Source organism: Pedobacter sp., from assembly GCF_965227205.1.
GTDB lineage: Bacteria > Bacteroidota > Bacteroidia > Sphingobacteriales > Sphingobacteriaceae > Pedobacter.
Genome location: NZ_OZ245727.1, coordinates 3,231,149 through 3,255,591, shown reverse-complemented (window position 1 = coordinate 3,255,591; position 24,443 = coordinate 3,231,149). Strand labels below are relative to the sequence as shown.

Annotated in this window: 19 protein-coding genes; 12 read left to right on the top strand and 7 right to left on the bottom strand. The window is 40.5% G+C overall.

Going from position 1 to position 24,443, the window contains the following annotated elements:
• Positions 1 to 47 precede the first annotated feature (47 nt).
• Positions 48 to 1,187, top strand: a complete 1,140-nt coding sequence (locus ACO05K_RS13915) for an SIR2 family protein (protein ID WP_421945038.1) — start codon at positions 48 to 50, stop codon at positions 1,185 to 1,187.
• The gene (locus tag ACO05K_RS13910; protein WP_421945037.1) at positions 1,177 to 5,190 is read left to right on the top strand and encodes a hypothetical protein; all 4,014 of its coding nucleotides are present in this window, start codon (positions 1,177 to 1,179) and stop codon (positions 5,188 to 5,190) included. Before ACO05K_RS13915 ends, ACO05K_RS13910 begins: the two co-directional genes overlap by 11 nt.
• A gap of 658 nt (positions 5,191 to 5,848) precedes the next feature.
• Here ACO05K_RS13910 and ACO05K_RS13905 read toward each other — a convergent pair.
• Entirely contained in the window at positions 5,849 to 6,454 is a 606-nt protein-coding gene (locus ACO05K_RS13905) for an AbiV family abortive infection protein (protein ID WP_421945036.1), read from the bottom strand.
• Between the two features lie 80 nt (positions 6,455 to 6,534).
• Between ACO05K_RS13905 and ACO05K_RS13900 the strand changes: the two genes are divergently transcribed.
• Genes ACO05K_RS13900 through ACO05K_RS13890 form a run of 3 tightly spaced genes read left to right on the top strand, consistent with a single transcriptional unit; the run spans position 6,535 to position 10,462 of the window.
• Complete coding sequence (locus ACO05K_RS13900; protein ID WP_421945035.1) at positions 6,535 to 8,784, top strand: ATP-binding protein; 2,250 nt, start codon at positions 6,535 to 6,537, stop codon at positions 8,782 to 8,784.
• On the top strand, positions 8,784 to 9,761 hold the full coding sequence (locus ACO05K_RS13895) for a hypothetical protein (protein WP_421945034.1): 978 nt from the start codon (positions 8,784 to 8,786) through the stop codon (positions 9,759 to 9,761). Before ACO05K_RS13900 ends, ACO05K_RS13895 begins: the two co-directional genes overlap by 1 nt.
• Positions 9,758 to 10,462: a hypothetical protein gene (locus ACO05K_RS13890; RefSeq protein ID WP_421945033.1), complete on the top strand. Its 705-nt coding sequence runs from the start codon at positions 9,758 to 9,760 to the stop codon at positions 10,460 to 10,462. The genes ACO05K_RS13895 and ACO05K_RS13890 overlap by 4 nt, the downstream gene beginning before the upstream one ends.
• On the opposite strand, the gene ACO05K_RS13885 is transcribed toward ACO05K_RS13890, so the two are convergent.
• Entirely contained in the window at positions 10,451 to 11,992 is a 1,542-nt protein-coding gene (locus ACO05K_RS13885; protein WP_421945032.1) for an HsdM family class I SAM-dependent methyltransferase, read from the bottom strand. The two genes, ACO05K_RS13890 and ACO05K_RS13885, sit on opposite strands and share 12 nt — an antisense overlap.
• 195 nt (positions 11,993 to 12,187) lie before the next feature.
• On the opposite strand from ACO05K_RS13885, the gene xth reads away from it, so the two are divergent.
• Positions 12,188 to 12,943, top strand: a complete 756-nt coding sequence (gene xth / locus ACO05K_RS13880; protein WP_421946296.1) for an exodeoxyribonuclease III — start codon at positions 12,188 to 12,190, stop codon at positions 12,941 to 12,943.
• Positions 12,944 to 12,959: 16 nt separating this feature from the next.
• Here the strand turns inward: xth and ACO05K_RS13875 are convergent, their stop codons facing one another.
• Both ACO05K_RS13875 and ACO05K_RS13870 read right to left on the bottom strand, forming a co-directional pair.
• The gene (locus ACO05K_RS13875) at positions 12,960 to 14,048 is read right to left on the bottom strand and encodes a sensor histidine kinase (protein ID WP_421945031.1); all 1,089 of its coding nucleotides are present in this window, start codon (positions 14,046 to 14,048) and stop codon (positions 12,960 to 12,962) included.
• Between the two features lie 253 nt (positions 14,049 to 14,301).
• Positions 14,302 to 14,766: a LytR/AlgR family response regulator transcription factor gene (locus ACO05K_RS13870; protein WP_421945030.1), complete on the bottom strand. Its 465-nt coding sequence runs from the start codon at positions 14,764 to 14,766 to the stop codon at positions 14,302 to 14,304.
• Between the two features lie 155 nt (positions 14,767 to 14,921).
• Here ACO05K_RS13870 and istA point away from each other — a divergent pair, with 155 nt between their 5' ends.
• Entirely contained in the window at positions 14,922 to 16,451 is a 1,530-nt protein-coding gene (gene istA, locus ACO05K_RS13865; protein ID WP_421944705.1) for an IS21 family transposase, read from the top strand.
• Between the two features lie 19 nt (positions 16,452 to 16,470).
• Positions 16,471 to 17,220, top strand: coding sequence for an IS21-like element helper ATPase IstB (istB, locus tag ACO05K_RS13860; protein WP_238414369.1), 750 nt, complete (start codon positions 16,471 to 16,473; stop codon positions 17,218 to 17,220).
• Positions 17,221 to 17,243: 23 nt separating this feature from the next.
• Here istB and ACO05K_RS13855 read toward each other — a convergent pair whose 3' ends face one another.
• The 3 genes from ACO05K_RS13855 to ACO05K_RS13845 all read right to left on the bottom strand — a co-directional run bounded on the left by ACO05K_RS13855 (position 17,244) and on the right by ACO05K_RS13845 (position 20,118).
• Positions 17,244 to 17,456: a hypothetical protein gene (locus ACO05K_RS13855; RefSeq protein WP_421945029.1), complete on the bottom strand. Its 213-nt coding sequence runs from the start codon at positions 17,454 to 17,456 to the stop codon at positions 17,244 to 17,246.
• Positions 17,457 to 18,308: 852 nt separating this feature from the next.
• Entirely contained in the window at positions 18,309 to 19,064 is a 756-nt protein-coding gene (locus ACO05K_RS13850; RefSeq protein WP_421945028.1) for a LytR/AlgR family response regulator transcription factor, read from the bottom strand.
• Positions 19,054 to 20,118 carry a sensor histidine kinase gene (locus ACO05K_RS13845; protein ID WP_421945027.1) on the bottom strand — a complete coding sequence of 355 codons (1,065 nt, stop codon included), beginning with the start codon at positions 20,116 to 20,118 and terminating at the stop codon, positions 19,054 to 19,056. The genes ACO05K_RS13850 and ACO05K_RS13845 overlap by 11 nt, the downstream gene beginning before the upstream one ends.
• 451 nt (positions 20,119 to 20,569) lie before the next feature.
• Here ACO05K_RS13845 and ACO05K_RS13840 point away from each other — a divergent pair, with 451 nt between their 5' ends.
• The 4 genes from ACO05K_RS13840 to glp are packed head-to-tail and all read left to right on the top strand — an operon-like array spanning position 20,570 to position 24,435.
• Positions 20,570 to 21,685: an XdhC family protein gene (locus tag ACO05K_RS13840; RefSeq protein ID WP_421945026.1), complete on the top strand. Its 1,116-nt coding sequence runs from the start codon at positions 20,570 to 20,572 to the stop codon at positions 21,683 to 21,685.
• A complete protein-coding gene (locus ACO05K_RS13835) occupies positions 21,682 to 22,272 on the top strand; it encodes a nucleotidyltransferase family protein (RefSeq protein ID WP_421945025.1) in 591 nt (196 codons plus the stop codon). Before ACO05K_RS13840 ends, ACO05K_RS13835 begins: the two co-directional genes overlap by 4 nt.
• Entirely contained in the window at positions 22,269 to 23,249 is a 981-nt protein-coding gene (gene moaA, locus ACO05K_RS13830; RefSeq protein ID WP_421945024.1) for a GTP 3',8-cyclase MoaA, read from the top strand. The genes ACO05K_RS13835 and moaA overlap by 4 nt, the downstream gene beginning before the upstream one ends.
• A gap of 7 nt (positions 23,250 to 23,256) precedes the next feature.
• The gene (glp, locus tag ACO05K_RS13825) at positions 23,257 to 24,435 is read left to right on the top strand and encodes a gephyrin-like molybdotransferase Glp (RefSeq protein WP_421945023.1); all 1,179 of its coding nucleotides are present in this window, start codon (positions 23,257 to 23,259) and stop codon (positions 24,433 to 24,435) included.
• The last annotated feature ends 8 nt before the right edge of the window (positions 24,436 to 24,443 follow it).

Sequence of the window (24,443 nt, the reverse complement as noted above, 5' to 3'; positions counted from 1 at the left end):
CAACAATAAATTAACCGCTTCTTCCCTCACCATTAATCCCTACCGGTATGTCTGAGGAAGAACTACGCCAGGAAATCTTTAAACGCAGTGAAAGTAATAAGGCCAAGCTCATCGAACTCATCGAGTCAGGAGAGGCCATTCTTTTGGCCGGGGCAGGGGTAACGGCAAGTATGTTTGTGACCTGGAAGGGACTTGTCGAGGAATTCCAGCGGGTAGCGACCGAAGCGCAGCCCGACTTTGCACCTTTTGATGATACAGCGGAAAATTACCTTGATTTTTTTGACCGCGTGAAAGCGGTACTCATTGCTGAGATCTATACCAACGTGATCATGCAGAAATTCCATACGGATACCTTTGAGGACTACCATAAGCTTCTGGTAAGTATGCCCTTCAGGGGATTTGTGACAACAAACTACGATACGGTGCTTGAAAATGCACTTACCCACCTCACCCGTAAGTCACAAATGCCTGTCTCTATCGATGAGGGTATCAATGCCAAGGTGCTGCTCAGTTTTTTCAAGTCACTAAACTATAATAAGTTGAATGCAAGAAAGATCTTTCACATCCACGGATTAAACTATACACCAAATACCATTCTGCTCAGTCAGTCGGAGTATATGGAGAAATATGGTTATATACTTACCCCGCCGACCCCGCCGGTACTGGCAGAACTCGCTAATCCCGATCTCACTCAGGACCAGATCAACAAGATCCTCAGCCAAAGCTCGCTAAGATGGACTGCCCATCGTAAAATTCTTTGGTCCCTGCTCGCGACAAGGCGGGTAATTTTCATGGGCTTTAGTATTGAAGACCCTTACTTTCTGCAGATGCTCAATATGGTAAAAGACGACCTCAATACCTACGATGATGAGGTACATATGGCTGTATTCAGGCTCGCTGAGGGAGGCGCGGCCAAGGCGGCGAAAATTGTAAAAGAGCTGAGTCAATACGGCATAGAGTGCGTGTTTTATGAAGATGATCAAAGCTATTCCGGATTTTCAAAATTCGTGAGTGAGCTTAGTGGGGCCGTTTCGATACACCCGAGCATCCCTAGGGAGGAACATCCCGACGCCGCAGCAGCGCAGCAGGAGGGGTCGGAAAATGTGGTTGATGAGCAGCAGGAAATTCCCGATTGGATGAATGACCAGAACAGGGTGTTAAGTAAGGATATTAGAAATGAAGATTGATAGAAAAAAGCTTATTGATCAGGTGATGGCATTTGCCCAAACTGACAGTGGGGTGATCATCGGAAATCCCGGGGTAGGGAAGACCTATACCTTGAGTGAACTCATGAGCAGGCTCCTGACACTGAAAATTCCTGCGGCCATGGTGCGCATGGATTTTCTGATCGAGGCTACGGATGCTGAAATCGCCCAGGGACTGGGTATGCCGAATCCAGATTGGCTTGGACTTTTAAAGCGCATTCCAATAAACGGAGATAAAAAGGGCGTATTGATTTTTGATTCCTTTGACTCGGCCAGGGATGAAAGTTTGAAGGACAAACTTATCCACCAGATTTCAAGGGCAAAGAACGAACTTCCCGGATGGTCGATCCTGGTCAGCGTGAGAAGCTATGACGCTTCAAAGTCGCAGAAGCTTATAGACTTGTTCCCGGCAAAATTCAATGATGACGGCATTCACTGCCGAAAATTTTTAATTCCGGTATTAAGCCAGGCTGAGCTTGATCCCTTTCTTGTGCTGAACCCTGGTATCAATGCTGTATTTTATGGGGCGGAACAAAAACTAAGGGAAATTCTTACCATTCCATTTTTTCTGAATCTATTGGAACTGATCCTGCAAAGTGATCTCGGAAATGTAGAGCATATCAAACTGGTCCGTTCGGAGATCCAACTGCTGGATATGTACTGGGAAAAGGTGATCTTCAAGGTAGGTGTCCCGGAGCAGGTTGAACTTTTGCTAATGGGCCTGAGTAATACTATGGTAGATGCGAAAACACTTTCTGTCAATAAACTTGATTATCTGGAAAAAATAAGCGCTGATAATGTGATCCTTATATCAAGACTGCTCAGCTTAAATGTACTTGCTGAACAGGAGGTCGTGTCATCCAAACTGGGCTTTTCTCATAATATATTATTTGACTATGCGGTGAGCAGGCTCCTCTTAAGGGATACCGCAACGCAGATTGTCGGCTTTATCCTAGAGGACAATGCAAGGCCGTTTTTTTTGCGGCCAAGTTTTATCTATTTTTTTTCCCGCTTATGGTATCGGCAGCAAGAAAGATTCTGGGAAGTTTACCGCGAATTATCCATTGCAGAACAGCCCCAGATTGTCCTTTTCAACAAGCTTATACCGGCCACTGTCATTGCCAGGGAATTCGATGATGTGAATCAATTGAATATCTTTGAGGGAACGGTAGCACTTCAGATCCAGCAAATCAGAAACATACTGCAGGCCATCCGGTTCCTGGGTGATAAGGGTAATAAGTTCTCCCATGTCGGGCTGCTGAGAATATTATCTACCCGCCTGGAACTGGCCTTTATCTGGGACTTCGTCATTATTCTTGAACTGCTGGTTAAAGATGCGGATATTGCAGGTGATCCGGAAATGTACCTGGCCTGTGGGGAAAGTTCACGAAACCTGATGAGCTTCCTTTTGGACCAGCGGATAAAATCACCCAATCAGAACCTGGACCAACTTGCAAGTTATCGCGGGACAGAGCTTGTGGCGAGAACCTTTGCTTCCGATCCGCTAGCTTCAAAGGAAATACTGACCAGGGTATTGGAAATTATGGATGAAAAGGATTTTCCGATTTCCTATATTTCCTATCTCAGTGAGAGCCTTGTTCACTTTTACCATCACGATCCGCTATTCGTAGCAGAGATATATGCCCGAATATTTGCTCCCCGGGTAATGGAGAATACCCCCACTGTGGCTCATGAAAGTGTGCTCATGACCTTCAAGACCAATAGAAGAGATGATTTTGAGCTGTGTCACTACAGGCTTTTACGCTTCTTTCCGGAATTCCTTGACGATTATCCACGAATCTGCATACCCATGGGGCTTGCTATAGTTAATGCCTTTATCATTGCCAGAAATAACGGGGAGATACAGGTGGCGCAGCATATAGCCATTCCCAGTTCAATGGTAATCAATAATGTACCTGCACAATACAAGGTTGATATGTCCGCGCTGTGGGCAGAAAACAGTGATTTGCATAAGCCGTTTTCGCACACTTCGCTCATCATTGACTTTTTGGAGCGCTGCCTTACCACTCCTGATTTACGGGATATCAATGAAATGCTTGAGATATATTATCGTCACGCAGAATTTGCATTTAATTGGAAAGCAATCCTCAATCTGGGAAGCAAGCTAACCGAGCAACTTTACGGGCTTCTTTATGAACTTCTCCTCCAACCACCGATTCTGTACTGGTCTGATACGGTGTATGAGGCCGCAAAATTCCTGGAACTATCTGCCCGTTTTTTGTCAGAGCCACAGCTTCAGAAAATAGAACGGGCAATTCTTGGCCTGTCCAGTTTTCAAAATGAGCCGGGAGAGAATAGTGCTGATGCCAGAATCGTCAGGCTGCTGGGCAGGATTCCAAAAGAGAATCTTAAGGATGAGCGGTCCCAAGCGTATTTAAGCAAAAATTCCATTATAGAAAATAAGCCTGTCGTGCAGTTTTCTTCCTCCTTTGGGACAATGACCACCGAAATGTTTCTTTCCGACAGTGGTGTGGACGTTGAGGAACCGGAGAATGAAAGGTTACTTTCTCTCAATGCAGGTCTGGAACAATTCAATATGACTTATCAGAATGATTTTCCCGATAATGAGGTCTTTGCCGGGCTTAGTGAGGTTGCCCTGGAGCTCTTCCGCTCCATAAAAGATAATCAGGATTTGCCCGGGCGTCTTTCTCAGACGATTTTTCAGGAGATTGCTGCATTTTTTACCAAAGTCGTACATTCAGTTTATCGGGTAAATAGTATTAAATTGCCCTTTGAATATGTTTTAGTCAAAGAGATCCTGCTCTATTGCTTAAATATGCACACCGAGAGTGATGAGTACGCGGAAAAGAATTATTCCCCTGCTAGTGGTTATTCCTCTACGCCCAGGAGCGCTGCTGCAGAGGGAATCCCTTATCTCTACGGTATTTCAGAAGACAGGGAACTGGTCGCGTTAATCGATACTTTCTCGAGGGATAAAAATGCCGTTACCAGATTTCATATCCTTAAATCGCTATACGTCCTTTACAAACCGGAGCCCGAAGAATTCTGGGACATTGTTTTTGACAGAATGCAAAATGAGAAGGATTCATTCACCAAGGCATCCATCATTCGTAGTCTGGATAATAAAATGATCTTTGACTATGATACTACTCGGTTGCTCAAAGCCCTTAAGATGGGTCAGCAGGCCATACTGAAGCTTAGTGGAAACAATTCTTTTCTTGAAAATTATCTGACCATTGCCCTTGGGTTTTACAGGCTGAGTGAAAATGATACAGTGAAAAAACTCCTTATCGATTCCATTAAGGAAAATCCAAGCCTGGCTAAAAGCCTGATCTTTCATGCCTTTCAGGTTATTGAGCCCGCGAACTTTTACCGCAATTATGCCGATCCAAAGGATGTTACACTGAATAAAAGGATCCTCGATCTGCTCCTTTTGGTCCTGGATACCAGCGGGGTCTTCCTTGACGAAGTTAGCGCTGGTAAAGGGGAGCCATCTGAGGAATTGAAAGAAGCATTTGTGGTGCTGGATACCATGATCCAGCGGATATATTTCTCCCTACAGGTCAATCAAAGGCTGATCAAGATGCATAGAGACCGTTTATCTATTTCTGATCAGGATAGGGAGCAGTTCTACTTCTTTATCAAGCCGCTGCTTGAGAAAATGCTCCAGATATCTACAGGCTTAGGTGGGGGAATCATACAGGCCCATACTGCACATTACTTTATTGAAATCCTCTCTGAGGCCCTAAAGTTTGACGCCGAATATTCGCTCTCATCTGTAGCTGCGATCACCCGGATGACCGCTGGCACGGCCTACACATTTGACCGTTCCGCTATTCAGGAAGTGGTCAGGTTTACCGAAAAGCTGCTGGCCGACCATAAGCGGATGTTGACTAATCCTGATGCATTTACCCAGATCATGGCGCTTTTAACGATCTATGTAGACTCCGGTTGGCCGGAGGCGCTGGAGCTGATATGGAAGCTTGATGAGGTCTTTAGATAACGGTGAAATTTGAATTATCATTTGATGTAGATTACTGATCCTTGAAAGGATAGCCATTCGGTCACCAGGCTGAATGGCTATCAATAAATTTAAGATTGCTGTACTTTTTATTTCCGGAAGTTGGATATGTTAGGCTCGAAATTATTAGTGTTTTTCGATAATATTATGAGAATCATCGCATAATAAACTAAAATACCTGTAAGCAGAGGGTAGGTAGATATAGTGCATTAATAACTTTTACTTCGGCATTGGATTGCAGGTCGTTTGAAATCATTTAAAGGATTTGCGAAAAAAAATGCAATAAAAATTCCGCCTTTTTCCTTCTAGTAGGCCACTCGTAAATGTAAATTCTATACTGATTTTTAAGACACACTTCACAGAGTAGAGGCCTACTATAAAAAATATGTTGAAGACAATCTATTTCCATCTTATCGAAGACCTATTTGACACGGAAAACAAAAAGATCTGGACTGTACAAACTTATAATATGCAACTATAAAATACACAACCTATCAACTAATTCCGTAGATGTACAGAGTTCATTATATGTACATCAAACCCACCACCTGTAATTATTTGGATTGTACGCTAGCAAAAAAACGAGAAAATTAAAGGTTGTAATAAAAAATAGAATTTTTTTTTTGACTGGGATAGCGGTTTATTCTCCAAATATTTTTTTTTCAAAGGCATCTCTTTCTTCGTTATTGCTAAGCAAATTTTTGAGTTTGTTGGAGGATGCTTTGATCTGCCCCAAAGGTCTAAACATAGGCTCCACGCATGCTAGTCTTATTTCTGCTTTTTCAATTATCTCGTTTGCCATCATGTCTGTAATTTTATTAACTGGGCTGAAGAATGAGTCATTCTTGACTCCAACGTATAAGCTATTGTTTTTCAAATTATTTATTTCTGAAATTGACTCGAGGTCCTTTAAGATAGCATCGGTTAAATGTGTTTCTTTTTCTGAATCTTTTTCAAAGAGCATAATTGCAAAGGCTTCTGATTTTAATGATAGTTTTGTTTTCTCTTGGTGATTTCGAAAACCCAAACTATCTAGGTATTTTTCATTAATTTCATCGCCTTGATAGTACCCAAGAACTGCTCTGTATAATAGCATTCCCTTACCTGATTCTTCAATGGACAGTTGAGCAAGGCTGTATGCCCTAGCAAAAAAATTGTTTTTTAGTAAAAACTTGGCTTCAATTAATAGAGCTCTTCCGTTTTCCATCACAGCCCTAAACCCTTTCTCAAGTTCGACATCATTCATATCCAAATATAAAAGAATATCTCAGGGTGATATGGTATTAGTAAAAGAATACTTATTTTGTAAAACTTATTAAATTAACAATGGATATTCTAAATTTCACAGTGGATAGCGCTCTTTTACAAGAATTGGGCGAAAAACTAGTTGAAACAGTTCATATTGCTCTTGTCGAATTGGTGAAAAATAGTTACGATGCTGATGCCACAGAGCTGGAAATCAAGTTCGTCAAAGATGAAGAGGGTAAATCTGAAATCCATGTGATTGATAATGGAAAGGGGATGAATTTTCAAGCTGTTCAGGATTATTGGATGCGTATTGCGACAACAAATAAAGAAATAAAATATTCCTCAACAATTTTTGGTCGGCCACTGACCGGGGCTAAAGGAATTGGTAGATTTTCGTGTAGAAGATTGGGGGCCAATTTAAAGTTAATAACCTATGGTACAGAACAAGGCGATGTTGTTGGAAATCAGTTAGGAATCGAGAGAACCGAAGTAGAGTTTCCATGGGGAAAGTTTATCCCCGGCACTGATGTAACAGATATAAAATGTGAAGGCAGTAGATTAAATCTAGATGGTCATACTGGAACTACTTTAGTAATAAGGGAAATTAACGAGGAATGGAATGTAAGAGGTTGGAATTGGTTAAAACGACAATTGGCCGTTTTATCGGCTAACCGCGGTGTGCAGCGTGCCAATTTCCCTTACGATCCTGGTTTCAATATAAAAATTACGGCTCCTGATTTTGAAGGGGGTATCAGGGATATAAGGGAGGATATAATAAATTCGGGATGGGGTACTTTAACCGCGCATATCAACTCGAAACACCAAGCCGTTTGTGTTTTAGAAGCAATGGGTATAGGAAGAAAAACTATTACCTCAACTTCGATATTCCCACATTTAAAAGATGTAAGGTTAGAACTGGGTATAATGGTTAGCGATCGGTCGCAAATGAGAAACGTCTCCAGCCTTTCCCTTGGTACATTACAAAATATCTTGCCTGAGTGGGGAGGTGTCCAGGTACGTTACAAGAGCTTTAGGGTTTTTCCTTATGGCGATGATGATTGGTTGGAAATTGACAAAGATAGAGGTCTAAGGAAAAGTCAATCTAGGATTAATGAACTTTCTTCATTTGCGAGCACACTCCGAGGGGTGGATCCTCAGCGAGCATTGCTAAACCTCTTGTCTATGCGGGGATATTTAGGTGGTGTAGAAATTGGCGAACAGGCAGAGGGCTTTGAGATGAAGTTAAATAGAGAGGGATTTATTCAGTCTGATGCAGTAGAAGAGCTGAAGCAATTTGTTCGATATGCAATCGATTGGTCTACTATTTATAGAGATTATTATTTAAGGCAGGATACGCAGGAAAAATCGATTGAATCAATCCGCCTGTTTGAAGATATCATCCATGAAAAGTTAGAGCCTGCAAAATATGTTGAAGCAGCTGTAGCTTATTTAGAAAAGGAGGTCAAAAACATTGCTCAAATCTTACCGGAGACAGAAAGATTTGAAACTGAAATGTCATTCTTCAGGGCGACAGATGTTATAAGGAAACATAATGACACAAATAAGGCTGAATTACTACACCTGAGGTTGGTTGCTTCGACATCTACATTGTTACTAATCTTCTCTCATGAAGTAAAATCCCTGCTCGGCCTATTAGAGCAAAGCAAAAATTCCCTAACCCATCTTGCAGCGAAGTTGCTTCCTAAAGAGCGAAATGAGGTTCTGAATTTGACCGGTAATTTTGTTGATTTGAAAGAGAGACTTGACGATTTGCTCCAGATGACCTCGTTGGTGGGAACAGACCAGAGGCATGCTAAACCGGGTCAGGTATCGATAAAAACCAAGATCACGAGAGTGCTTAAAGTTTTCTCATTAATCACTAAAAAATATCAAATTACTATTGATTTTTCTAAAGTCCCCAATAATATAGCCATAAAAAATATATTAGAGGCTGAAGTATATTCGATACTTCTTAACGTATTATCAAATTCAATAAAATCGGTCATTGCAGGCGGCAAAAATCGAAAGATTGAATTTTCTGCAATTAGGGATGACAACAAGACAATCTTATCTATTAAGGATACAGGCATTGGCTTGGATGAAGACAAGTTTGACGATGTATTTATCCCATTTGTTTCTGATCCAGATAGTAAATTATATAATAATCTTGAAAAACGTTTAAATCAAGAGGATAAACTAATAGTTGGAAGTGGAAGTGGCCTTGGTTTAGGTATTGTAAAAGAAATAATTAATGCTCACAATGGTGCGGTTAGATTCGTAACCCCTGACAAAGGTTGGAACGCTGAACTACAAATTTTATTACCATAATGTCAAATCTTAATTTTATTTGGATTGATGATCTTCCTGAAAGGGAATCAGAAGCCCGCAATATGGAAAAGTCTTTGGGTGTAACTATCGAATTCAAGGACGTCAAAAACAAGGAATTAATTAATGAATTAACGAAGATTGTTTCAGGGAAAGAACCAGATTTGATAATTATTGACCATAATCTTGAAGATGCGGACTCCGGAATATTTAAAAAAGGCTCATCTGCCGCACCTTTCATAAGAGAAATATGGCCGGAATGTCCAATTGTATGTGTCTCAGCAGTTGATATTCGTCAAGTCGACGGTAAGCAAAAATCTAATTATGAGGAGATTTTTTCAATCGATGAAATATCAAAACATTACTGGGAAATTCTATCTATCGCAAAATCGTTCTATTTTGCAAAAGAGAATCGTCCACAATCAATAGTTGACATATTGAATCTTCTTAATTGTCCAGAAATCGATAGGCATAAACTTGCATCAGTGTTGCCTACAACTCTCAAAGATAACCTTTCCGATACAAGCATAATACTAGAGCTGTCTGACTGGGTAAGAAATACCCTTTTAAAGAGACCAGGTTTTCTTTATAATACTTTATGGTTATCAACACTTATTGGCGTTAAAGTTGAAAGTTTCCAGAAAATTGAGCATAATTTCAAGGGAGCACTTTATGACGGCATATTTAATAAGGATTCAGACCCAAGATGGTGGAAAAGCCAAGTTATGGAGATTTTGTTTGAGATTTCTCAAATGCAGGGACTTCCTTGGGTAAAGGGTAGAGGCATTAATGGCCTTAGCGATCAGGATTTCAGCGTATGTTATGCTACTGAAGCTGAATTTCCCGAGACTGTAGCTTATGAGGACCAATCGCAGGACGCGAAGGAGGTTCCGGTGAAGATAAGGGAGACTGTTTTACATCCAGACTTCGAGAGTCTATTATACTTTGATGAAATTCGTTTAATGAAAGCCGCGGAATGAAAATAGATGAAAACTACCCAATATTTGCAAGTTTTGTGAAGAACGAGCTGGATACGTTAGAATATATAAAAACAAGAGCATTACTTACGAAGTATGAAAACTTGTCTAGTTCACTAGATTTAGCATTTTACGATTTAAAGCAAAGGCTGAAAAGCTCAAACTCACCAGACTTTATATTTCATTGTGACTTCAACATGAAAGTTGAAAAACATAACCATCGGATAATTATCGGAGCAAATGTCGTTTATGATTATGCAATGTGTTCATACTTTCTTGCTGTTGTGGGAAAAGGTGATGATGAAGGTAAGTTAATTAGAAAGTTTCATTTTGACTTTGCATTACCAACTATAGCTACAAGACAAAGGGTACCGGTTTTTCACCTTCAATATGGTGGTGAACTAAGTCCAAAGGTAGAAGAATCTGGGTTGAGTGGCGAAAGGCTTGATTCTTGGCTCTCAGTTCCTAGATTGAACTATACGCCCATCAATCTCGCACTATTGCTGGACATACTTTTTTGTGAATTTAAAACTCAGGAAACCTATGATATGATTCAGGGTGACTTGTGGAGGGCTATGATTTTCAATAATGAAAAGTTTTTAACGGTTAACTACTTTAAAAATATCTATGAGCATATTGGATCCACTAGGTATAAAAAGGAGAACCTTTTGAGAGATCTTTGCTACGGAGATTTATCGGGTTAAAGATGATAGGAAGTTCAATATTTCGGATTTGGCTATACCTGATTTATTCTCACTTATTAACCGAAGACACGTATTATAGATGTCATCTACTGCGCTCTCAAACAAATGATCGATCTTTTTCGGGATAAGAAAGGGAATTTTCCTGGCATCCCGAGGCTCAAATTTAAAAATACTATTGCCATATTCTCTAGCGATTGATTTAGTTTCATCTTGGAAATAACCAGAAAATGTCTGCATAGCAAAGAATTTGACAATACTTAAGGAATTTGAAAATTTTGGTTTAAGATATAGGCGATGAATCGAATTGGTGCAATTTAATTCTCGTCTAGCGTTGAGAATAAGTTTAGGCATTCCTTGAGAAAAATAAGTCAGAAATGCATCTGGATGTTTAAAGTCGTCATAGCTGAACAATCTAGTACGTTTTCTGAAAGTTTCGTTCAATAATGTTTCATTGGGAAAGCTTAAAAGAAATTTAGAAAATAGTTCGGGTGATTCATGCTCCATTTTTATTGCATCGATAATATAAATAGGACTAAGTTCATCAGTAAGAAGACTTTTTTTGTCAATTTGCAAACCTGATAACTGGATTCCCTTAGAGATTATCGGGTATGTAAATTCTGGAAAATAAGAGGTCTTAGTAATCTTTTTGGTGTCAAATAAGAGTAATTTAGATGCTCCCGTCACAATTCCAATTCGTATATCAAATACATCTCCAAGCGTTACTTGCTTCAGTTTAGAATTTCTTTTTTTTGATCCAATAATTTTCAACGGAGGCTTTTTCGCCCTATATTTCTTTACTTTGAATTTTTGTATATCTTTCAAAGCATCCACCAACAGTGGATAATGAGAATATGTTATGTTGCAGTTACCTTGCTGATGACCATCGCACAGTAGAAATACGGTTTTTTCGTATGTCCCTTCATCAATAAAGTATCTTTCATCAACCCTAACAAGTTGAACTGAGAGAAAGTGTGTCTGCAATTGAGAAAGAAATATTTTTCCATACTCAGTAAAAAATAAACTATCCGGTAATACCCAGGCCATCCTTCCACCCATCCTGAGATACTCAAATGACTGGATAACAAAATATACCCACAGGCTTGATCTTTTCGGGATCGAGAAACCCCTGTTTTTGAATTTTCCAATGAGCTGTTTTTTATACTCTTCTTCTAATTTTTGAATGGGCAGATAAGGCGGATTTCCCAAAATGACATTAACTTCAACTTTTTTTTCGATTAATTCGTTCGAAGTAAGAAAATCTCCGAGAATAAAATTGGAAGTGTCGATTCCTATTTCACTCAAAATTCTAAAAGCCTGGGCATCTATATCAAAGCCATAGATATTCTTCATTGCCTCCACTGATCCTAATTTATCTAAAGTATCCATCGATGAAATCAAGAAGTTACAGCCGCCAAAACTAGGTTCTAGTACAAGATCGTTTGGACTTCGAATAGCCCAGTCGCTTAGTATATTAGTTACTTTTTGTGGTGTATAATATGCTGCCAGCTTTTTTTTTTGGTCAACAGTCATAAGAGGCATTGAGGTTGTATGGTATAGTTTTATTTTGCATTGGAATTGCTAAAAATACACTTTTTAAATAAGTGTTACACATTTGAATCGATGCAAAAACTAAAATAAGTAAATATGATGCTTGATTTTCACAGAACGCTAGCTTCATCCTTCTTGTGAATATTAATAGTGGAAGTTAAGTTATAATCTAATTTTATAAGTATCGTCAATGGCCGGATCGAAATTTTGCTAAAATGGTTAAAAGAGCGGTCACCGGACGTTGTATGTCTGCAGGAAATAAAATGTCAGGACAAGGATTTTCCGGCCAAAAAGCTGATGGATGCAGGATATTATTGCATATGGCAGGGCCAGAAAAGCTGGAATGGTGTAGCAATCCTATCTAAGACAGAAATCAAGGAAACAAGGCGTGGCTTGCCTGGTGAACCAAAAGATGATCAGAGTAGATACATTGAAGCTTTTATCAATGGCCTGGTTATAGGCTGCATTTATCTTCCAAACGGAAATCCTGCGCCGGGCCCGAAATTTGAATATAAAATAAAATGGTTCAAGCGGCTGACTGCCCATTCAAAAAAATTGCTCTCTTTTGGCATCCCGACAATCTTGATCGGCGACTATAATGTTATACCGACTGACCTCGACCTTTATAATCCAGACAGGTTCAGGGACAATGCCCTTTTCTTTCCTGAATCCAAAAAAGCATATCAGAAACTATTATCTCTCGGATGGGCAGATGCAATAAGACCCCTGTATCCCGATGAAATTATTTATACCTTTTATGATTATCTTCGGAATGCATTTGGAAGGAATGCCGGTTTGAGACTGGACCATTTCCTATTGTCTCCGGATTTAAAAGGGACTTTGGTTGATGGCGGCGTCGAAAAGCATGTCAGAGGGTGGAAAGGAGCTAGCGACCATTGTCCGGTTTGGATCGAAATTCGACCACTAAAATAATCCCCTAGATGTATATTTAAACGATGGGATCAATTTTCAAAGTTATATTGACATCAAAATAATTACCATCCCTTTTGCCGTAAGACAATGAAAATTTATCGCCATAAGCCAAACCTAATCGCTTTTCAACATTCTCCATTCCTTTATTAAAGCCTGAATGGTGGATCCTGGTGTTGATCAGATTAGAAGTGCTTATTGAAAATTCGTTTTTACTCAATTTAATATCTAAAAATCCAGGTTGGTTTGGCTTTTGTAAATTTCCATGCTTAAGCATGTTTTCTAACAATGTGATTATGACCAATGGTATAAAGCGAAAATTCTTAACTTCTTCAGGATAAAAAAGATCAATATACTGTTCTTTGTCTTTCCTTATTTTATTAAGGGATATGAGGTTATCAATTTGATGGAGTTCCTCCTCCAGCTTGGGAAATTCTTCGGGGGATTCCTTGGTTTCAAGGCTAAACCGCATCAATTCGGCCAAATTAAGAACTGCTTCTCCGGCGTCCTCATTAAATTTCCGGACGCTATCATATAAAAAACTCAATGTGTTGAATAATAGGTGTGGATTGATTTGGGCTCGTAAATATTCATACTTCGCAACATGCAATTCATTTTGCATCTCTTTATTTTTCAAATCGTTCAAATATTCCATTCTTTCTGAATGTTCTCTTTTTAAACGTTCCGCTTTGAAACGCAAAAACAAATAGTAAAAGCAGGAAAGAACGATAAAAAACAAACCTCTCCAAAGCGATTGAAAAAAACTTTTATGGTTAGTAATAATTGTTGGGGTATTAAATCCTTTATGAGTTCCTTCCAGTACGTAATTAAGATAAGATCTGAAAAAAATATACAAACCGATTTGAATTATCATGAGGATGATTACCCTTGTCCAGGGTTTAGGCTTTGTAAAACTCTTCTTGAGCACAAAATGCGCATTCGCATAAAATAGAAGAATATTAAGAATATAATGGAGGGCATAATTCAAAGCTTTTCCAAAAAAGCCCATTGAAAGTCCGATCAGTCCGATCTCTAATGTTATGAATATCGCCCATCCAATTAGGTGCAAGCGCTGCACTTTTCCCCATTCGAAAATTTTCTTAGTCATGCTATAATTGCTCTTGGTGTAACCTCATTTTATCGCGGTGTAAAAAGTTTTTTTACGCTAAATAATGGCTCTAGTTTCAAAATAAAAACATGAAACAGAACCCTAAAAAACTGGTCAAAAAAACAGTATTTGTTTTTAGATCGCAGCAAACAACTCGAAAGTCCGAAACTGATCCGACTACTTCCAGCATCATCATTATTTCCAATGAAACGTTGATTAGCCATCGTTGAGTGTTGGTTTCACATTTGAATCCTTAAGACTTCCGGCCGGATCTTAATGTTTTATTTTCAGAAAATTCAATAAAACCTTGCTTATAGTTGTTGCCCATCGGAATGATGTGTGCTCCAAGCTTTAATGTGTTCCCAGCTATTTTTTCAACCCTTTCTTCATTTACGAAGTAACTGCGGTGAACTCTGTAGAACAAACTGCCCCAAAACTCCTTTTCAACTTCCTTCATTGTCAAATAAACGGTGTAATCTTCATCCTCAGTGACAATTTTCATATAGTTTTTCAAGCTTTCGAAAAATAATATTTTGGATTTCTTTATCTTCAGTTTCTGTCCCCTTTCGCCGATGCTGACATAGAAATATTTTTTTTGGGCAATCCGTATCCCTTCAATTCTTTTTCTTTCCGCATCTAAAATGTCCCAAACGGTTTTAATGAATTTCGGTTTTGAGATTGGCTTAACCAGATTGGAGATTTCGCTGAAATTGACCACCCTGTTTCGGTTTAAACTGACCACCTGTTCCGCGGGAAACTGACCACTGGATTTCGGACCAAATTGACCAGTCCGAACGATCGGCAAATGCTATAGATACAAGTCTATTTTTGGGATATACATAATTCCCGAAGATGGCAAATACGACTATTAGCATGAGCAAGATAAGACAGATTCTCAGAATGTACAGCCAGGGGCGAAGCAAGCTTTCCATAGCGACCCAGGTCGGTGTTTCCCGCAATACAGCAAAAAGATACTTCAGTGCGTTTGATTCCGGTGGGTGTACATTTGAACAGATAAATGCACTTAATGACAAGGAGCTTGAGGATTTTTTTGGAAAGAGCCGGGAACGGGCACCCGATAGCCGTCTTTTAACTTTACAACGTTGTTTTCCTGGTATTGACAAAGAACTTAAACGCACTGGGGTAACCCGTGTGATGCTCTGGGAAGCTTATCTAAAGGAATTTCCCAATGGCTTTCATTACACGCAGTTCTGCTTCTATTATAACCAGTGGAAGTCCCGTGTGAACCCGGTGATGCACCTTGACCACAAGGCGGGCGATAAACTCTTTGTTGATTTTGCCGGACAGAAACTCTCCATTGTTGACCAGGAAACCGGTGAGGTGATTGATGTCGAGGTGTTCGTTGCCATCCTTGGTGCCAGCCAGCTTACCTATGTGGAGGCCGTACTCACACAACAGAAAGAAGACTTTATATCTGCGTGCGAGAATACATTCCATTATATTGGTGGGGTCTCAGCGGCCATTGTTCCCGATAACCTCAAGGCAGCGGTAACCAAGAGCAACAAATACGAGCCTACCCTGAACGAGACCTTTGCGGATTTTGCCGACCATTACGGAACAACTATTCTGCCTGCACGGGCATACCGCCCAAGGGACAAGGCACTTGTTGAAGGAGCTGTTAAGATTGCCTATAGCCGGATCTACGCGCCATTAAGAAAACATGTCTTTCACTCCCTGGCAGAACTGAATGTTGCAATACTTGAGGCACTTGAGGTGCACAATAGCCAGCCCCTCAAGGGAAGAAACTATAGCAGACGCTTGCAGTTCGAGGAGATTGAGCGGGAGGCACTCAATCCTTTGCCAGTGCTGAAATACGAGTTCAAGAAACAGCACCACGCAACGGTGATGAAAAATGGCCACGTCAATCTTGGTCCCGATAAGCATTATTACAGTGTCCCATTCCGTTTTATCGGTAAAAAAGTCAAGATACTCTACTCCAGGTCAAATGTGGAGGTCTTCTATCACTATGAGCGCATAGCGATGCACAAACGGATGAAAAGTCCTTATAGTTACACTACGGATAAAGACCATATGGCCACTACCCATAAGTTCGTCACGGAATGGACACCGGACCGTTTTCTGGAGTGGGCATCCAGCATAGATGAGGACGTCAAGCTTTATATCCTTAAAATACTCGACAGGAAACAGCATCCTGAGCAGGCGTACAAATCATGCGTGGGCATATTAAGCTTTTCGAAGAAAGCCGGGAACCAGCGATTAATCAATGCCTGCAGACGGGCCCTTGGCTTTGGGATATACAGTTATAAAACCATACAGACCATACTTGAACGCAACCTTGACCAGTATGAGGAAAGCCTGTTCGCTGATGAACTGCCAATGCCAGCCCATGACAACATTCGCGGAGGCGACTACTACAAGTAACCATTAAAACCATATAGAAATGAATACGAATACACTTGACAAAATGCGAAGGCTGAAGTTCTATGGAATGTTCCATGCCTTCAAAAGCAGTATTGAAACTGGACAGACCACAGAATATACCGCTGATGAACTGTTGGCACACCTGATAGAGGCTGAATGGGATGACAGGCAAAACCGAAAGATTGAACGGCAGATCCTTTACGCCAGGTTCCGTTATAAGGCATCCATAGAGGATCTGCATTATCATGTAGAAAGAAGTATTGACAGAAACCAGATTATGAGATTGGCGGACTGCACCTTTATCGACAGGTTTGAAAATCTACTTATAACAGGAAGCACTGGCATAGGAAAAAGTTATCTTGCCTCAGCAATCGGTTATCAGGCATGTATGCTCGGTTACAGGGTTCTGTATGGAAGTACACCAAAGCTATTCGCAAAGCTAAAGATGGCAAAGGCTGATGGATCTTATATCAAAGAGGTTTCACGTATTGAAAAACAACAGCTTCTGATACTGGACGATTTCGGGATACAGCCATTCGACTCACAAAGTAGGGCTGCACTCATGGAGATCATTGAGGATAGGCATGGTAAGACATCACTTATTATAACATCACAGCTTCCGGTAAGTAAATGGCATGAGGTAATTGGAGAAAAAACGATTGCTGATGCAATCTTGGACAGGATTGTTCACGATGCCCACAGGATAGAACTCAAGGGCGAATCGATGCGCAAGAAAAGGACCGTTGCTCCCGAAAATACCTATCTGTAAAAATTACTTTTAAATCATTACTTTTAAATCATTACTTTTGACATCATACCTATAGCATCTGCTGCACTCGTTCGCCAGCAATTCAGGTGGTCAGTTTGCCACGGAATCACATGGTCAGTTTCTCCGAAATATACAGTAGCAGCCCTATTTACAGAATTAAAAAATGGTCTTATCCCGCCTATAGCTTTACATTTTACAACCAAACCTAGAAGCACTGCATAAGAATTCGATATCATCGATTTGGCGAGCTATCTGTTTTGATAGCTCGCCAAAAGTATATATGTGCTGACGAATATTGGTTTTATTGCGTACTGAAAAGCTGATTTTAAGGCGTAGAGGTATAAGCTATGGATTGTTTTTCCATTCCTCAATAAAAAGCTATATCTTTAATTAACAAAATAAAAACCGTTACAAATACATTACGGGATTTCTTTGAAGGCTTGTAACTAATTGATAAACATATTATTAGAAATGGGTAGCGTCCGTCTGTTAATCGGATGGGGTGATAAAGCGCTAAAAGCAGATAATAAATCATCTTCAGCGTAAGCCCTATGATTCACCTCGAAAATTACATTGTGTTAGCTATTTTCTACGTTTTCTAGGAATTCCCATTATGATTTCCGCTAGGAATTTATTTCTCAAGTTGTCATCCCTTTCTAATTGGTCTTTGGGAAAATGAAGTTTGTGAATTTCGGTTATCAGTCTGGAAATTTCTTTGAGTGGACAAACTCTCTGCTCATTGCATTTATCTTTTCAATCAACTCCATGTTTGTTTTGAGTAACTGCTGTAAAGTTTGGTTATCTGGGGGATTTCCTGGTTCTTTCATTTTTGTTGAAGATTAGTCCACTAACATTTATGAAGAACGGATTGGAGAAAAATTTATTTTTTATCTCACAATAGTGGAGAATATTGCATTCAAAACTAAATGCTTGTATGAATCTAATCGTGAACTATTTACAACCTATTGAAACCGTAGCGCAGCCAATAGTAAGCCATGAATACATGGTTGCATGCAACAGGCACCTTTTTCCTTTCCTCCAACTCTCACAGTAATGTAGCTAATAAGGTATTGTCTTACCTTCTGTTATCAAAGTACCCACTTCGTTAAAAACCGATTAAAATCCTCTTTGAACTGCTCACTTACTGGTATGGTGGTGGAACCAATCTGCACGCTCGTTTTGGTCGCAGAGCGGATGGCGCCCGTCGCAACAATGAAAGAACGGTGAAGACGGAGAAACATCTCTGTTGGTAGCTTTTCCTGAAGCCTTTTTAAGCTCGTAATAGTCAAAACTGGCTTTTCGGATGACGCAAGATAAACTTTTACATAATCCTTAAGTCCCTCGATGTAAAGAATGTCTGAAATGTCAATCTTCACCAATTGGTGCTCCACTTTCAAGTAAATGTATTGATCGGTAGTTTGCCTAGGCAGCCCTTCTATTTTTGCTACCTGAAGGCTGGATTTGTACATGGCGAAATAATCTTTGGCCTTTTCGGCAGATGCTGAAAAGTCGACAAAATTAAAGGGTTTGACCAAATAGTCCAGCGCATCGACCTTGAATCCATCAAGTGCATATTGGTCGTATGCAGTTGTGAAAATAATCCGCAAATCCTTTCGTTTGTCTGACTGTCCGATGATTTTCGCGAGCTCGATCCCATTTAGGTCTGGCATATTGATGTCCAAGAACAATAATTGAAGGTCATTATTCTGATGCACTTCGCTTAGCGCAGCAATCGCGTTGTTGAACCTTGCCGCCAGCCTCAGATAGGATGTACGTTCGATGTAGGAAGTGATCAGATCGAGCGCTGCTGGCTCATCATCTACGGCTATACAGTTAATGCTCATCTAAGTCCAACTTTAAGGTTACCACAAATTCTTTTGCGAAAGTATCATTTTCGGCTACAAGTTCATATTTGCCCTGATATATCAGTTCGAGTCTTCGTCTAGTGTTCAGTATGCCAATACCGCTTCCCTCCTCAAGTTGGCTAGTATGTCCGTTGAAAAGCGGATTGCGAGTTCCAAATACCAGTTTATTATCCCTTTCGAAAATCTCTATGTAAACATAGCTTGGATGGACAGCACTGACCCCGTGCTTAAATGCATTTTCGACAAACGGTAGCAATAACATTGGAGCGATGGGCAGATCGTTAAGCCCTATTTGTCTTTCAAATATGACCTGAACATCTGGAGCAATCCTAACCTTCATCAATGCAATATAATCTTCAATGAACTGTAGCTCCTTTGAAAGTGAAGTGACTTCGTTCTTGGTTTCATAAAGCACGTAGCGCATCATATGCGACAACGAATAGATAGAATTTTTAGCTGATGGTAGATTGGTGTCCATCAAGGCATAGATGGTATGCAACGTGTTAAAGAAGAAATGTGGATTGATCTGCGCCTTCAGGAAGGCTAGTTCAGCTACGACTCTCTCTTTTTCCAATAACTCAAATGCAACGTGTTTTTTCTGCAGTTTTTTAGCTACGTTAGAAACATAGCTTAACCCAAGAATAGTTACAGACATCGCAGTTATCCAGGTCTTTGTCCAATGTGGGTTAGGTTTATATGGGTGCCCCGGGGTTGAAAGCTGTTTGATGTTCGCTTCGTCAACACCAATGAGATCGCAGAAAAACAGATTGCCCGATACATTAAGCCATATAGCCAAAATTAGAACAACAAGATAAGGAAATCCCCAAAACTTATTTGAAAGAGTTGGATAAAAGAACAAAAGATTGGCAAAGTACAATGCGGCAAAGGATATATTTTCCACTGTTTGCTTCAAATAATATTGAGATGGCATGTTCTCCCTGCTCAGTTGCATTATTAGCCAAGCTCCCAGCACCAGCATAGTGAATGAGTCTATAGAGAATATGGCGCTAAGGATCCGCGTTCTGAAGTTCATTTTAACCAAGTTTTGATAGTGGTCAGCTAAAATAGTCATTTTAAATTTCCAGTCTTGGGCAATAGACAGTCTGCTGAAACTTATCGACGAATTCGGCATCGCCATCTACCATCCGCGCAAGGACAAATATCGGCAATCGGTCTAGTATTTTCGCCAATCCGTCTATTGTGTGGGAAATCTTTTAGGTAAAGCCCTATTTTGGTTGATGCAATTCCGCCTAATTTTTTACTTGACACAAATAAGGAATAATGTGTAATACGATTGCTGCTCATATTTAAAACTTCTTTAGCAACACTGGTTTATCTACCAGTAACCGGTTGCTAGGGAGTAGTATTGGCAGTCAAATCAATAATTGAAGTAACATTTGTATGGTTTTGGCTAATAATTTCGTCTTATCTTTTATCTTTAATTTAGACATACATTTATTACATCCGGCAATATTGAGTTAAGCATGAAAGAAATTATAGACATACTTAAGGCATATCGAAATACTCAAAAACAGAGTGTTAGGTCTGCTCTTGCCACTGTCGTCCGTGTGGAAGGCTCATCCTACAGAAGGGCTGGAGCAAGGATGCTCGTCACAGAAGATGGTATGTTAACCGGAGCGATCAGTGGCGGATGTTTGGAGGGTGATGCGCTGAAAAAAGCACTGTCTGCCATCCATCAACAAGAAAATAAATTAGTCACCTATGATACTACTGATGAAGATGATGCAAAGTTTGGTATACAGTTGGGCTGCAACGGTATTGTACATATTCTTTTCGAACCTATCGACAGCAATAAAGAGATAAATCCAATCTCCATCCTAGAGGCCTTACAATCGGAAAGAGCAGATGCGATGGTTGTTACCTTGTTTTCCTTAGAAAGTAAAAGTCAGATTGGAACTGTCATGGTCTATAATAATACAAATGTTATAGAAAATGTTCCGCTAGCTATCAGGTCCCAATTGCTCACTGATGTAGAGGAAACTTTTGCTGGCAAAACCTCCGAGTTCAAAGCTTATCCATTCGGCTCGGAATCAATCGATGCCTTTTTAGAGTTTGTCAAACCTCCAATCTCTATCATCATCGCAGGAGCAGGGAACGATGCCCAGCCCTTAGCGGAGATTGCCTATATGCTAGGTTGGGAAGTAACCGTAGCCGATGGAAGACCAACTCACGCTACACAGCAACGTTTTGGCAAAGCTAAAAACGTGTTGATTGCAAAACCAGCGCAATTGTTTCCGCTAGTAGAGATAGATGGACAGACTGCAATCGTGCTGATGACCCATAACTATAATTATGACATAGAACTTTTGGGGATGCTACTGACTACTGATGCACCCTATATCGGTACATTGGGACCAAAGAAGAAATTGATCCGTATGCTCGATGAATTGCAAATGAATACGGAAGAAAACCAGATGCGCGTCCATGGCCCTGTGGGACTCGATATCGGTGCGGAAACTGCTGAAGAAATTGCCATTTCCATCATTGCCGAAATCAAATCGGTTTTTGCGAGAGCTGCCGGAAAATCATTGAAAGAAAAAACTGGAGCGATCCATAGCAATACCGAAAAAAGCCTATGAGTACTGGAATTATCATATTGGCGGCTGGAAACTCTAGCAGGTTGGGAAGCCCCAAGCAAATGCTAAGTTTCAAAGGGCGAACGCTTCTGGCAACTACCGTCGAGGCCGCCGAACATACATCCTGTGCACCTATAGTTCTAGTCTTAGGTGCCTTTGCCAATGAAATCCTAACTGCACACCCAGAACTCAAAATAAATCATATTATTAATGATAGCTGGGCAGAAGGAATGTCGACAAGCATAGCTGCCGGATTAGGCAAAATGATTGATCTGGAACCCAGCACTGAAAATGTAATAATCACAGTGTCGGATCAGCCATTTATTACTTCTGCCACCTTTGAAAATTTATTGGACAGCCATGAAAGAACTGGTAAAAACTTGGTTGCCAGCCAATATGCACATACGATCGGAACACCAGCGCTCTTCAATAAAAAGTATTTTGAAGAACTGATGTTGTTGGAGGGACATTCAGGTGCAAAACATATATTGACCCATTACGTTGATGAAATGACCACTATTCCATTTGAACTTGGGCATGTTGATATCGACACGGAAACTGACTATAAAAATTTAACACAGCAAAAATGATAGTTGACTCTTTTGGACGCGTACACGACTACCTGCGGATATCTTTAACAGATAACTGTAATTTCCGTTGCTTTTACTGCATGCCAGAAGAAGACTACGACTTTACGCCTGCTTCCCGATTAATGCAGCCAGATGAGATTTTACATTTAGCTAAGATCTTTGTTGAACAAGGTGTAAAAAAAATCAGATTAACCGGTGGGGAGCCATTGGTTCGTAAAGATGCCGCAGAAATCATTACCGCCCTTGGCGGGTTGCCAGTCGAACTGGTGATCACCACCAACGGAACTAGGATTGCAGAACTATTACCCACGTTGATCGGTGCGGGAATTAAGACCATTAACATCAGCTTAGATACTTTGCAGCCAGAAAAGTTCCTAGTGATTACCCGTCGAGACCTTTTCCATCAGGTACGAAGCAATATAGAATTGCTGTTGCAACATAAGATAACCGTTAAGATCAATATGGTTGTGATGAAGGGGCTAAATGATAATGAGATTATTGACTTTATCAAATGGACCAAACATAATCCAATCCAGATCCGGTTTATCGAATTTATGCCTTTTAGCGGCAATAAATGGACCAGTAACAAGATGTTCTCGCTCCAGGAAATACTGAGCGTTGTTGGAAAAGACTATACCATTCTACCAGTTAAGGCAGAACCGCACGACACGGCAAAAAGCTTTATGATCCCAGGACACGAAGGTTCATTCGCCATCATCAGCACCATGACAGCTCCGTTTTGCAGTACCTGTAACCGCATGCGACTAACTGCCGATGGTAAACTGAAAAACTGTTTGTTCAGTGATGGAGAAACCGACCTACTCACTGCGCTTCGAAAGAACGAAGAAATATTGCCATTAATCGCGGCTTCAATTTGGAGCAAGAAAAAGGAATTGGGCGGGCAGCTTGGCAAACATTTTGAATTATTGGATGCCGAGAGTATCAAGAACCGCAGTATGATCACCATTGGAGGATAGGCCAGCTATGATTTCAGTTAGAGAAGCAAAGAAATTAATCTACGATCATGCTGCTAAACTGCAAGCCATCACTGTTCCGCTTGAGGAGGCAGCTGGGCGCATCCTAGCTGAAGATGTTTATGCCATATGCGATATCCCTGCTTTCAGGCAATCCTCAATGGATGGCTATGCCTTTAAATTTGAAGAAAACGTTACCTCGCTGAAACTAGTTGGCGAAATGGCTGCGGGAACAACGTTGAATGCTTCGATTGGGCATGGTGAAGCTTATCGCATTTTTACAGGAGCACCTCTTCCTTTGCAGGCTGATACCGTTATTATGCAGGAGAAAGTATCACTAGAAAATGATAAGGTCGTCCTTCTTGATCCGAACCTGAAAAAAGGCCTCAATGCAAGGGAGAAAGGTTCAGAAATTAAATTGGGCGATCTTGCGATAGGCAAAGGAAGCTTAATGACCCCAGCCGCCATGGGCTTTCTTGCGGGAATTGGAATAGACAAAGTAAGTATCGTTCCTTCACCAAAGATCGCAATCATCCTTACCGGAAACGAGCTGCAACAGCCAGGATCGCCTTTAGCTTTTGGCCAGGTTTACGAATCAAATTCGTTTGCGCTTACTGCCGCACTAAACCAAATGGGGATAACTGGTGTCGAGATTTTGACCGCAAAGGATGACCTTGAAACCTTAACTCATATATTAGGTGCCGCCTTGCAGACCCATGATATGGTACTGCTAACTGGTGGCGTTAGCGTAGGTGATTATGATTTCGTAATCCAAGCTACCAGCTTATGTGGTGTCAAGCAGATCTTCCATAAAGTAAAACAGAAACCGGGCAAGCCCCTTTATTTTGGCAAGAAGGAAAACAAGCTCGTCTTTGGTTTGCCTGGCAACCCATCATCCGTGCTAAGCTGCTTTTATAATTATGTTTTTCCAGCAATAGGGCTATTGAACAATAGTTTTATTAAAGTGAAAATTGTAACAGCGATACTAATAGCTGGCTATCGTAAGCCAAGTGGCCTGACCCATTTTTTAAAGAGTATTTATCATGAGGGTAAAGCTAAACCTTTGGGCGCACAGGATTCCTACCGCATGAGTTCTTTTGCGCAGGCGAACTGCTTGATCTGTTTAGATGAAGAGGCTACTGAATTCTTTCCTGGAGACGAGGTTTGTGCGTTATTATTACCGAATTAACTAGCATC

Bases quoted from the DNA above. Each gene is read 5' to 3' on its own strand.
- ACO05K_RS13855 (WP_421945029.1), bottom strand. From the start codon at position 17,456: ATGATATCGAATTCTTATGCAGTGCTTCTAGGTTTGGTTGTAAAATGT.
- ACO05K_RS13850 (WP_421945028.1), bottom strand. From the start codon at position 19,064: ATGAGCATTAACTGTATAGCCGTAGATGATGAGCCAGCAGCGCTCGAT.
- ACO05K_RS13895 (WP_421945034.1), top strand. From the start codon at position 8,784: ATGTCAAATCTTAATTTTATTTGGATTGATGATCTTCCTGAAAGGGAA.
- istB (WP_238414369.1), top strand. From the start codon at position 16,471: ATGAATACGAATACACTTGACAAAATGCGAAGGCTGAAGTTCTATGGA.
- istA (WP_421944705.1), top strand. From the start codon at position 14,922: ATGAGCAAGATAAGACAGATTCTCAGAATGTACAGCCAGGGGCGAAGC.
- ACO05K_RS13915 (WP_421945038.1), top strand. From the start codon at position 48: ATGTCTGAGGAAGAACTACGCCAGGAAATCTTTAAACGCAGTGAAAGT.
- ACO05K_RS13840 (WP_421945026.1), top strand. From the start codon at position 20,570: ATGAAAGAAATTATAGACATACTTAAGGCATATCGAAATACTCAAAAA.
- ACO05K_RS13875 (WP_421945031.1), bottom strand. From the start codon at position 14,048: ATGACTAAGAAAATTTTCGAATGGGGAAAAGTGCAGCGCTTGCACCTA.
- moaA (WP_421945024.1), top strand. From the start codon at position 22,269: ATGATAGTTGACTCTTTTGGACGCGTACACGACTACCTGCGGATATCT.
- ACO05K_RS13890 (WP_421945033.1), top strand. From the start codon at position 9,758: ATGAAAATAGATGAAAACTACCCAATATTTGCAAGTTTTGTGAAGAAC.
- ACO05K_RS13845 (WP_421945027.1), bottom strand. From the start codon at position 20,118: ATGAACTTCAGAACGCGGATCCTTAGCGCCATATTCTCTATAGACTCA.
- ACO05K_RS13905 (WP_421945036.1), bottom strand. From the start codon at position 6,454: ATGAATGATGTCGAACTTGAGAAAGGGTTTAGGGCTGTGATGGAAAAC.
- ACO05K_RS13835 (WP_421945025.1), top strand. From the start codon at position 21,682: ATGAGTACTGGAATTATCATATTGGCGGCTGGAAACTCTAGCAGGTTG.
- glp (WP_421945023.1), top strand. From the start codon at position 23,257: ATGATTTCAGTTAGAGAAGCAAAGAAATTAATCTACGATCATGCTGCT.
- ACO05K_RS13885 (WP_421945032.1), bottom strand. From the start codon at position 11,992: ATGACTGTTGACCAAAAAAAAAAGCTGGCAGCATATTATACACCACAA.
- ACO05K_RS13900 (WP_421945035.1), top strand. From the start codon at position 6,535: ATGGATATTCTAAATTTCACAGTGGATAGCGCTCTTTTACAAGAATTG.
- ACO05K_RS13910 (WP_421945037.1), top strand. From the start codon at position 1,177: ATGAAGATTGATAGAAAAAAGCTTATTGATCAGGTGATGGCATTTGCC.